This window comes from Coleofasciculus sp. FACHB-712, from assembly GCF_014695635.1.
Lineage (GTDB): Bacteria > Cyanobacteriota > Cyanobacteriia > Cyanobacteriales > FACHB-T130 > FACHB-T130.
The window spans coordinates 1-9,418 of the sequence record NZ_JACJOQ010000443.1 but is presented as its reverse complement, the minus strand read 5'-3'; the positions used below and the strand labels follow the sequence as shown (position 1 = coordinate 9,418).

Here is a 9,418-nt window from a genome sequence, read left to right as displayed (position 1 = left end):
AGGAAACCAATCCAACTCTTATAAATATTTGTTGGGTTGACCGATGGTATGGGTTGCTGACAAGCGATACTTTCAGTGGGCTTCGCCAACGCATTCCCATGATGCACAGATGTAAATCCATGCCAAAATTCTATCTAGAATTGCAGGCGATCGCGTTCTGGAAAATCTAAGCAAAAAGGAATTTTTATGATTTCTGATTCAATTTTCTATACCTTCATAGATAGCCCTCTGGGACGTATCTTAATCGCGCAAAACTCAGTTGGGCTGGTGGCAATAGACTTTCAAGAAGGGCTAGCTGCAAAGTCTCCAGAAGCCACTTGGCATTTCCAAAAGAAGCTAGACGGTGACGCCGTTGAGCAACTTCAGGCATATTTCAATGGCGAATTGTATCAATTCACGCTACCACTTGCCCCCATAGGTACGGTGTTTCAACAGCAGGTTTGGAAAGCACTCCAGTCGATTCCTTACGGTCAAACGATATCTTATGGAGAACTGGCGAGAAAAATAGGATTGCCAACAGCAGCGCGTGCTGTCGGAGCAGCCAACGGTAAAAATCCTCTGTGTATTATTGTGCCTTGTCATCGTGTCATCGGCAGCAACGGTACACTTACAGGTTTTAGAGGTGGAGTCCGTCTTAAAGAAGGTTTACTGGAACTTGAGCGTAGACATAGTGCAAAATCTAGTCGGCAATTGACAATGGCTTTGGGAAACAACTGAATGTAATAAAGTATTGTCCGCTCAAATAGCTTTCTGCCCTACAGTTACGCTAATTGGATAAGTAAAGTGGAGCGCAGAAGAAATGTGATCGCGATGTCTTCTGTCCTCAGCGCAGGCGCGTCCACCTGGGAAAAATTTTCGGGAGGCACGATCTTCAAATGCTCGGCGATCTGCGAGACTGATGGACTCATTACGAAATCCCACGTTTCGCTGGAAGATATACTGATATTGTCGGTCTAGGTACCCGTCTGGGCTTCATGTACTGACAAACTGCCAGCCTATCTAGCCAGATTAGGGTGATACACCGTTAAGTTTAGTTTCCGGATATTCACCTAAATCTGGGCAGTATACTAAAAAAGCCAGTTTAATAAGAGTTAGACCTCTTTTAGGTTGGGAAATAATATAATTGTTTCTAATTTTTATATTTTCTAAAATGTGCCCAACTCTATGTGACACTTTCAGGAGCCGTGCCCTTTGGACATGGGATATGCTTGCAAGAGGACGTTCTGTAGATTGTCAGATTGGAGAAGAAACTCTAACAGATTTAACCATTCTTGAGTTAAAAATTCGGCACTCATCCGAAATTTACAGTCGTACATTCAGCAAACATGACGAAGGGTCAAATGGTGCTGATTGGGAATGGTGGTTTACTGGTTCTAGCAGCAAATGGATTGGTTTTCGAGTTCAAGCTAAAGTTATAGACCTTAAAACTAACTCCTTTGAGCATCTCCATTACAGAAAAAATAACTCTTCACAATTTCAATGTGACATTCTCATAGAAAAAGCTCTCCAGAAACCCTTTCCTCGCGTTCCTTTGTATTGCCTTTACTCAAACTGGAATACCCTACCTAATATTCCTTGGAGTTGTAATACTTACTATCCAGTGCAAGAGAGCTATGGTTGTTCCATTCTTTCTGCCTTCTCAGTTCACTATTTACGGAGTATGGGGAAAAGCAAAACCAAACATTTCCAGGCTTTAATACCATACATGAATCCGTGGCATTGCTTAGTATGTTGTCATGGATATGGAGCGGGCGATTTACCAAACCGAGTATTTGAATATTGGAGAAACTTTATTCTTCAATTAGAGGAGTCATTTTTTGAAGAAATTGAGCCAAATATACGTCAAGAATTAGATAGTGAAATAAATAATTATCGGCAAATTTATACTCAAATCGAACTTTTAGATGAGCCGCCAAGCTATGTTCTTTTGCTGCTTAATAACGAATTAGAAGAACGCCCCGATCCGGATTTGCGAACACTCACGATATTTAAAGAACGGAATGAACCAATGTAATCTTTGTCCTGTAATAAGTAGTTGCACCGCGAGAGTTAACAAATTAGTACAGCAGATAGCTGTTTTGACAATTGGCAGTGTGTTCCAGGTATCTGCCCCCACTGATATTAAACGTTAAACAGCCAAAAGGAGATAGCTTTTTTACCCCTCCTAATGAACGCCGTTCATGCTAAGCCAGAATTGAGACACCTCAACCGAAATTGTATGAGGTTCTTAATTTTGTTGAATTTTTAACTTGGCAGGAAGGATTTAGAAGCCAGTAAGATAGCAGTTAGTCTGAAGCAGAAATGGGCGATCGCATTGGTTACAATAGAAGGAATCTGCTTTCGGACGATCGTTATAATCATGCTCCGAGAAAAGCTTAAGCAAGACCTAGACAAGTTAAACGAAGAGCAACTTAAGAAGATCGCTGATTTCATCGCCTTCCTTGAATTTCAATCCAGACGGGTTGAATCATCTGTTCCCTTCTGGCAAAGGGCAACGCCAGCAGAACGAGCTAGAGAGTTAAGTGAATGGGTATCGCAACTTCCCAAAAATAGTCCAAGTCTGTCTGATGAAGCCTTCAGCCGCGACAGCATTTATGAGGAATGACGAGATATCTGCTTGATACTAATGTTGTTTTACGTTTAAGCAGCCCCACCGATGTGCAGCATAGCCTTGCAATAGACGCAATATCCTGTTTACTTACACAGGAAAACGAATGTTTTCTAACAGCACAAGTGCTTGTTGAATTTTGGGTTGTTGCTACCCGACCAATTGAAGTGAATGGTTTAGGGTGGGCTGTTGAGCAAACGAGAAACACAGTAGATCAGCTTCTCGATCGCTTTCCGTTGCTAGAGGAAATTCCGCAGATTTTTCCAAATTGGTTAGATTTGGTCACAATCAATAGAGTGATGGGTAAGCGCACTCATGATGTTCGTATCGTTGCAGTCATGCTTGCACATGGAATTACGCATCTTCTGACTTTCAATCCAAGGGATTTTACTGGCATATCAGGTATTACAATTGTGCGCCCCCAAGAATTATTAATCCCTGAAACCGATGAGTCCTAGCCTTAACTCTGTTTCTGTAAGGGCAAGAAGTCGATCATTTTTTGTTCCTGCCCATCCTATCTGCGGAATAGTGTATCTTGGTGCGTTGGCAGGATGAGCGATCGCAATCTTGAATATTCCGCAGACAACGCTTAAAACTCGGCAAGTGGAAATCGATCGCCCCAGTCAGAGTTTAGATTCAACTACTTAATCAAACAAGCCATCTACCTTTTGACGAAAGGCAATCAAGGCATGATTGCTCGAAAACTCCTTTAGGTCTTCTAGCAATTGGTCTGATATCTCTTTTGACACAATGGTTTTGACTTCAATGTTGGTGTTATAGCCAGCGATATCTCCCATACGTTTACCGTGACTACCAGCGCCCTTGGCTGGAATAATAGTGTAGCCAGAAGCACCCAATCCGCTGAGCAGCTTAACTAGGCGATCTTGCAATACCGTTTCGCAAATGATCGTGACGAGATAGCCCTGGCTTTGAGAAGTGGTCATAAAAATTTTAGGAACAGTTGTGTACTCATTATTCCACGGCGCAGTTGCAGGCTGGGGGCAGGCATCTGAAAATCTACTTAAGGGCTGAGATCCCACTACGATTGAAAAGATTAGAGGATGTTTGAGAAGCTAATTTTCTAGGAAAAAGCTCTCAGCGATCGCACATCCATACAATCGTGCGAGATAAGTTTTGATGAGTTACGCTGATTTCAAGTCCCTCTAGATAGTATTTGGCTCAAGATAAATTCCGAGGGATAGAACGCATTCCAGGCTGACAGATGAGTGGCGCTGCATTCAAGAGGAAGCTGTATGGACGCAGAAATTAAACCAGAAGACGCAACGAAAGCAACCAACAATGCTCCAGAAATGGGTGGCGGTTTGCCCGTCGTGCAATATTGGGCAGAGCATACCCTATCACCCGAAGGGCCAAAACTGTGGCAAACGTTGTTGCATAAAAGTGCTTGCTTGTCCTGTGCTTGGGGAACGGGGGGACAAAAAGGTGGCTTCGCGAACGAGTTGGGGGAAACGATGCAACGCTGCGCCAAAAGCGTAGAGGCAATTTCCGCCGAGTTGCAACCAGCCGTCTCAAATCATTTCTTCGATCGCCACAGTATCGCCGAACTCCAGCAGTTAACTTCCTTAGAAGCGGATCGGCTGGGTCGTCTCAGCTTTCCCGTGATTCTGCGCGAGGGAAAATCTCATTACGAGCGGATTTCCTGGGATGAGATTTACGAGATTAGCGAAGCTGGTTTTCGCAAGTCCCCGGAACGAGTCGCTTCCTATAGTTCTGGGAGATCGTCGAATGAAGCGGCTTATCTGCTGCAACTGATGATGCGATCGCTGGGGTCGAATCATTTGGCAGATTGCTCGGATTTGTGCCACGTCCCCTCGACGGTGGGACTGAAGCAGATGTTTGGCTCTGGTACCTCAATGGTGAGTCTGGATAGCCTGAAAAAGGCAGACTGCGTGGTGCTGATTGGGTCGAATGCACCTGCTAACCATCCGCGTTTAATGAACGAACTGATCGAGTTGCGCGATCGCGGTGGCAAAGTTATTGTTGTTAATCCAGTAGTGGAAGTGGGGTTGGTTAAGTTTGCATCTCCAGCGTTTCCCCTCAAGTCGCTATTTACTGGATCGGAGATTTCCTCACTTTATCTGCAACCGATTCCCGGTAGCGATGTGGCGCTATTTATTGGCATCCAAAAAGCGCTAATTGAACGCAACTTAATTCAAACAGATTATCTTTGCGCCCATGCTGAGGGTTGGGAAGCGGTTGTCGATTATGCTGGCTCTATTTCCTGGGAAGCGATCGCGCAAACTTGCGGTGTTTCCCAACAGGAGATCGAAGTCGCCGCAGAAATAATCGCTTCTTCAAAAGGTGTGGTGTTTGCTTGGGCGATGGGTGCAACGCAGCAAGAAAACGGCGTGGATAACATCTATGCGATCGCTAACACCGCGCTGCTGACGGGGAATGCGGGCAAAGACGGCGGCGGTACGATGCCGATCCGGGGACACTCCAACGTCCAGGGTTTTGGCTCGATGGGAGTCACAGTCCAACTCAAAAAAGAGATTCAAGAAGCGTTAGAGAAATTGCTAGGGCGATCGCTCAACCGCAACCCTGGATATCGCGCCCGCGACTTAATTGATGCGGCTGATGCAGGCAAAGTAGACACGTTGATTTGCCTGGGTGGGAATCTGTATGCGGCGAACCCTGACTTAAATCAAGCAAAGCGAGCTTTAGGCAATATTGAAATGATTATTTACCTCGCCACCAAACCGAATTTAGGACACTTTCACGGATTAGCGCAGAAAAATACCATCATCATTCCCGTATTTAACCGCTTTGAAAATCCGCACCAAACTACTACGGAATCCGGCAACAACTTTGTGCGGCTAAATGATGTTGGTAAAACCCATCTCAAGGATGCGGATTTGATTTCGGAGGTGGAATTTCTCACACAATTAGCGCATCGGATTCTTGGCAGCGATCCGGTTGATTGGCGCAAACTACAAGATACTAAATATGTCCGCCAACTGATTTCCAAAACAATTCCTGGCTTTGAGCAGATGGCGACGATTGATGAAACCAAGGAAGAATTTACCATCGCCGGACGCATTTTCAACGAACCCAAATTTGCTACATCGTCCGGTAAAGCGAATATGTTTGTCACGCCATTACCGGAATTGCATTTACCGGAAGTAAAAGAGTTTGGAGTAACGGAATCTACCCAGAGCATTGTATTAGCATTGATGACGGGACGCAGCTACTCGCAACACAACACGGTAGTTTATAAACCAGGCGACAAATATCGAGGAATGCCGCACCGCAACTGCATTTTAATGAACCCATCCGATGCAAAACAAGCAGGATGGCAAGAGCATCAACGAGTGACGGTGCAAGGCGATGCAGGCAAGTTAGAGGATGTTGAAATTATCTTTGGTGGTGTGCGTCAAGGAGCAGCGATGATGTTCTACCCCGAAGTTAATGTCATCTTCAAAGCGCGTATAGATAAGCAGTCTGGGATACCTGCGTTTAAGCGAGTTCCGGTTGTAGTTTACACCTGATAGCGGGAGAGCGATCGCTTATACAAATTAGCATACATTCCCTTGGTTCCGTGCAAGCCAATACACCTTAGGTAGGTAACGTCCAAACTTTAACGGGTTGCTGAGTTGGAAGCCTTGTACTTTGTATCAAACGGTTTGTAATTGCTGTGCGAATTTCTGGTATCTCGGTCAACAAGTTTGATAGTTCGATATCACCATTAAATAATTGATCGAGTACAGGTAAAAACTGTAGTAAGTTGTAGTGTAGCTCTTCTGAAACGTCTCTACCTTGAATCAAATCTACTCCAACTTGCCAGTGATTGGCACCGATCCTTTCTGCATCTTCCTGTAGTTTCCTTGCTACATACGAGAAGCCCCCATTTAAGTCGAAGTAGACCACTGGAACAAAATAATCTTTATTCCGAATACTTTTGAGAACATTATCTTTGTTTCTACTTACTTTGATTTGAAGACCTGCTGAATATCGCACTCCACTACTTGAACTGGTCATAAGCTCTGAAGCTTCGTCATCTCTCTTAACCCATATAATGTCTCGTTGAGTATCATTTGGGTTGTACTTTCCTCTTAGCTTTGAATTAGGATGATTCTTAATATTTTGAAACCCTGTTCCTATAGCGACGTACTCATCTAAAATTTTAACTTGATTACCACGCCTAGCAAGACTTGCCCAGAAACGATTTTTATCTGGATCTTCACGGCATTCGCGCACAATCAGTGCTTCAGCAAGTTTGCCAAGTAAACGCATACTTTCTTGACGAACATCTCGACGCCCAAAAGGCTTAATGTAGTCTAGCTCTAACTTGTTATTACTAAAATTAACAATACCCAGATCATTTGTAAGCAGATCGCAAAGCAAGCTACCTTTATGCAACCTTATAAGTTCTGGTGCTGGTTTAGTGAGGAACTCCCCTACAGGTTGTATAAATTTTGGCTGATGGAAAAGGGAGCCATCTGGTAACTGCACAGCTACGACAAGTCTACAATCATCCACAAATATTCACCCAAACTCTTACACAGAGGAATCTATATATCTATAGTGCCCATTTCGTAGCAAAAATCACCCAAATTGGAAGAACACCCTTAGCGGCGACCTATTTCGTATCTACGAATATCCTGTTGCACCTTGGCGCTCGCAACTTTGACACTCTCGCTACTTAAGTGCGCTCGCCAATGTTTAGAAGATGATTATTCGGTTACTTCAAGCCAGTAAAGTACATCTTTTACGGTAGGGTGATACTCGCTATCATGTGAATAACAGCGTATGCCTACAGCAGAACAGGCTCTTGCCTGTGTCAGAGTATGCCAGAGGCTCTCAAATGGCTATCAGCCTATCCATGTATTTCGGTATAACCAGAACACCAAGACCCTGTTTATCCTTGGTTAGTATAGCTGAGAGGAGTGAAAGTTCTAATTTTTTCCGATGGTCAAGGTTGCTTTAATGATGACGAAGCCTGACTTTAGCAGAATGACCCGTCAAGAACTGAGAGCCTATGTTTTGGCTCACCGAGAGGATGATGAAGCAATTGAGGCTCTGATTAAACGCGGGAATCCTAATAGCCCAAAATATCGATTGCCCAAAACTGAAGAAGATTTGAGGGAAATGGAAGAGATTCTCAAGAGAAAATTGGGTAGCAGTTGGGAAGCAAGTCTAACACTTGCTTTCAAATTGAATATTTTGATTTTATTGAGTCCTTGACCAGGCAAAAAGGACGCACAACAAACCAGTTAGAAAGCAGTGAGGCTGAAGCAGAAATGAGCGATCGCGCTTAAATTTCAGGGAACGCGATACCTACGGTAAGCCTTCCTAAGAGGATTGCACCTTGTTATTCCACTGAGACAGCAGCTCGGTCAAATTCCACAGGCTTTAAGTCGTGCCATCCATTCCCCAAATCCCACACGGCGAAAGCGAGTAGGCTCGGTCTTAGTAGGTTCCAGAACTTGCCAAGAGTGCCGGGGAAAATGACCGATTGGGAGAACACTGCCATTGGAAGCGGACTCTTTAGCCTTTAAATCATTAAATTTGAGCCAAGTTCCGTTCTGCTTCCATCCCACAGCTTCTCCGAACTTGGTGTAATCTCGATTTACTTGAGAACTTTCCCAAATTTGCCGCTGAATGCCGAACCCAAAGCGATCGCCGCTTGCGTGACGCCAAAGTTGATCTAGAGTTTTAAGATGTTTACAGGGCATAGCCCGGATTTGTTCGGGTGTAATCTCGTCTACAGTCTGCTCAAGTGCCTTGGCATCTCCAGGAATCACCGCCTCTTGAAATAGATAACTGGTTGCCGAATCCATCCAGCGCCAATCTTGAGCTTGCGCTGCTTTTTTCAAATCGTAGGAAGGCCAAAAGCAACCCTGTTTAGAAATTGCACCATTTGTCATAGTGGCGTTGCAAAGCCGTGCATCGCGAAATCCCGTAATCCCCGTATCGGTCAAATCCGCTCGATCGAGATAAGCCGGATCGTGCTTCAGTTCGCTGAAATCAGCCCCTACCAGTTTTGCCCCAATCAAATTTGCTCCCTGCAAATCAGCATCTCTAAAACGGGCACCATTCAGGCTAGCGTTGCTTAAGTCAGCCTCACGCAAGATTGCCCCAGAGAAATTGGCTCTGGTAGCCTGAGTCCCGGAGAGTAAAGCATTGGTTAAATTTGCTTCCCGTAAGTCGGTGTCAATCAAGCGAGTAGCGGCACCAGAGAAGTCTGCCCCTTGGAGGTTTGCCCGTCGCAGATTTGCCTCCGATAAATCTGCCTCTCGGAAAACTTGGCGGGAGAAATTAGCACCCGCTAGGTTTTTACCACTCCATTGCACAGCCCTCAAATCAGGAATCTTCTCGTACCTACGGAGACGATGCCAGTGGGAGAAATTGAGTAAAGCAAAGATAGCGATCGCACTTCCTCCCAATCCTCCCAAGATCCACCACAAACTTTTTTTGTGCCACATCCTTAATTACCCGAAGTAGGAATTTTGCAAGCCTATCCTAAGCCACAAGTGAGAAAGTCGGCTTATTCAACCAACGTATGGATTGAGGGGGCGTTTACAAACATATTTTTATAGCTTCTGGGTCACTTTATATCCGCGAAACGAACCGCGATCGCTAAAGTAAGAATTACAGCGCTCTCTATCTAGGACAAAGTTCGGGATGATGTAGTGCTGAACAAAATTGGCAGGAAGTCACGATGAAAACACGCGCCGCGATCGCTTGGGAAACTGGCAAGCCCTTAGAAATTGAAGAAATTGACCTGGAAGGGCCAAAAGCTGGAGAGGTTTTGGTTCGGATTGTTGCCACAGGCGTTTGCCACACGGA

General features: G+C 44.8%; 9 protein-coding genes and 1 pseudogene. 7 read left to right on the top strand and 3 right to left on the bottom strand.

The genetic code is table 11. The features are described from left to right. Positions 1-186 precede the first annotated feature (186 nt). From H6F50_RS13860 to H6F50_RS13845, 4 genes are all read left to right on the top strand, one after another. Positions 187-717 carry a methylated-DNA--[protein]-cysteine S-methyltransferase gene (locus H6F50_RS13860; protein ID WP_190429141.1) on the top strand — a complete coding sequence of 177 codons (531 nt, stop codon included), beginning with the start codon at positions 187-189 and terminating at the stop codon, positions 715-717. 433 nt (positions 718-1,150) lie between these two features. Further along, positions 1,151-2,014: a DUF6615 family protein gene (locus H6F50_RS13855; protein WP_347277165.1), complete on the top strand. Its 864-nt coding sequence runs from the start codon at positions 1,151-1,153 to the stop codon at positions 2,012-2,014. A 345-nt stretch (positions 2,015-2,359) separates the two neighbouring features. Beyond that, positions 2,360-2,605 carry a hypothetical protein gene (locus H6F50_RS13850; protein ID WP_190429139.1) on the top strand — a complete coding sequence of 82 codons (246 nt, stop codon included), beginning with the start codon at positions 2,360-2,362 and terminating at the stop codon, positions 2,603-2,605. Beyond that, on the top strand, positions 2,602-3,066 hold the full coding sequence (locus tag H6F50_RS13845) for a type II toxin-antitoxin system VapC family toxin (RefSeq protein WP_190429138.1): 465 nt from the start codon (positions 2,602-2,604) through the stop codon (positions 3,064-3,066). The genes H6F50_RS13850 and H6F50_RS13845 overlap by 4 nt, the downstream gene beginning before the upstream one ends. Positions 3,067-3,252: 186 nt before the next feature. Here the strand turns inward: H6F50_RS13845 and H6F50_RS13840 are convergent, their stop codons facing one another. After that, complete coding sequence (locus H6F50_RS13840) at positions 3,253-3,552, bottom strand: hypothetical protein (protein WP_190429137.1); 300 nt, start codon at positions 3,550-3,552, stop codon at positions 3,253-3,255. A gap of 309 nt (positions 3,553-3,861) precedes the next feature. Here H6F50_RS13840 and H6F50_RS13835 point away from each other — a divergent pair, with 309 nt between their 5' ends. Continuing rightward, positions 3,862-6,117, top strand: coding sequence for an FdhF/YdeP family oxidoreductase (locus H6F50_RS13835; RefSeq protein WP_190429136.1), 2,256 nt, complete (start codon positions 3,862-3,864; stop codon positions 6,115-6,117). Between the two features lie 67 nt (positions 6,118-6,184). Here the strand turns inward: H6F50_RS13835 and H6F50_RS13830 are convergent, their stop codons facing one another. Then, positions 6,185-7,081 carry a hypothetical protein gene (locus tag H6F50_RS13830; protein ID WP_190429135.1) on the bottom strand — a complete coding sequence of 299 codons (897 nt, stop codon included), beginning with the start codon at positions 7,079-7,081 and terminating at the stop codon, positions 6,185-6,187. Positions 7,082-7,558: 477 nt separating this feature from the next. Here H6F50_RS13830 and H6F50_RS13825 point away from each other — a divergent pair, with 477 nt between their 5' ends. Then, positions 7,559-7,813 (top strand): hypothetical protein, encoded by a 255-nt coding sequence (locus H6F50_RS13825; RefSeq protein WP_190429142.1) that lies wholly within the window; start codon positions 7,559-7,561, stop codon positions 7,811-7,813. Between the two features lie 152 nt (positions 7,814-7,965). On the opposite strand, the gene H6F50_RS13820 is transcribed toward H6F50_RS13825, so the two are convergent. Beyond that, complete coding sequence (locus H6F50_RS13820) at positions 7,966-9,054, bottom strand: pentapeptide repeat-containing protein (protein WP_190429134.1); 1,089 nt, start codon at positions 9,052-9,054, stop codon at positions 7,966-7,968. Positions 9,055-9,290: 236 nt separating this feature from the next. Here H6F50_RS13820 and H6F50_RS27115 point away from each other — a divergent pair. Next, positions 9,291-9,418: pseudogene (locus tag H6F50_RS27115) on the top strand (S-(hydroxymethyl)glutathione dehydrogenase); the annotation flags it as partial.

What these genes read in the sequence shown, in the direction of transcription:
- H6F50_RS13860 (WP_190429141.1), top strand. Translation starts at nt 187, where the DNA reads ATGATTTCTGATTCAATTTTCTATACCTTCATAGATAGCCCTCTGGGA.
- H6F50_RS13855 (WP_347277165.1), top strand. Translation starts at nt 1,151, where the DNA reads ATGTGCCCAACTCTATGTGACACTTTCAGGAGCCGTGCCCTTTGGACA.
- H6F50_RS13850 (WP_190429139.1), top strand. Translation starts at nt 2,360, where the DNA reads ATGCTCCGAGAAAAGCTTAAGCAAGACCTAGACAAGTTAAACGAAGAG.
- H6F50_RS13845 (WP_190429138.1), top strand. Translation starts at nt 2,602, where the DNA reads ATGACGAGATATCTGCTTGATACTAATGTTGTTTTACGTTTAAGCAGC.
- H6F50_RS13840 (WP_190429137.1), bottom strand. Translation starts at nt 3,552, where the DNA reads ATGACCACTTCTCAAAGCCAGGGCTATCTCGTCACGATCATTTGCGAA.
- H6F50_RS13835 (WP_190429136.1), top strand. Translation starts at nt 3,862, where the DNA reads ATGGACGCAGAAATTAAACCAGAAGACGCAACGAAAGCAACCAACAAT.
- H6F50_RS13825 (WP_190429142.1), top strand. Translation starts at nt 7,559, where the DNA reads ATGACGAAGCCTGACTTTAGCAGAATGACCCGTCAAGAACTGAGAGCC.
- H6F50_RS13820 (WP_190429134.1), bottom strand. Translation starts at nt 9,054, where the DNA reads ATGTGGCACAAAAAAAGTTTGTGGTGGATCTTGGGAGGATTGGGAGGA.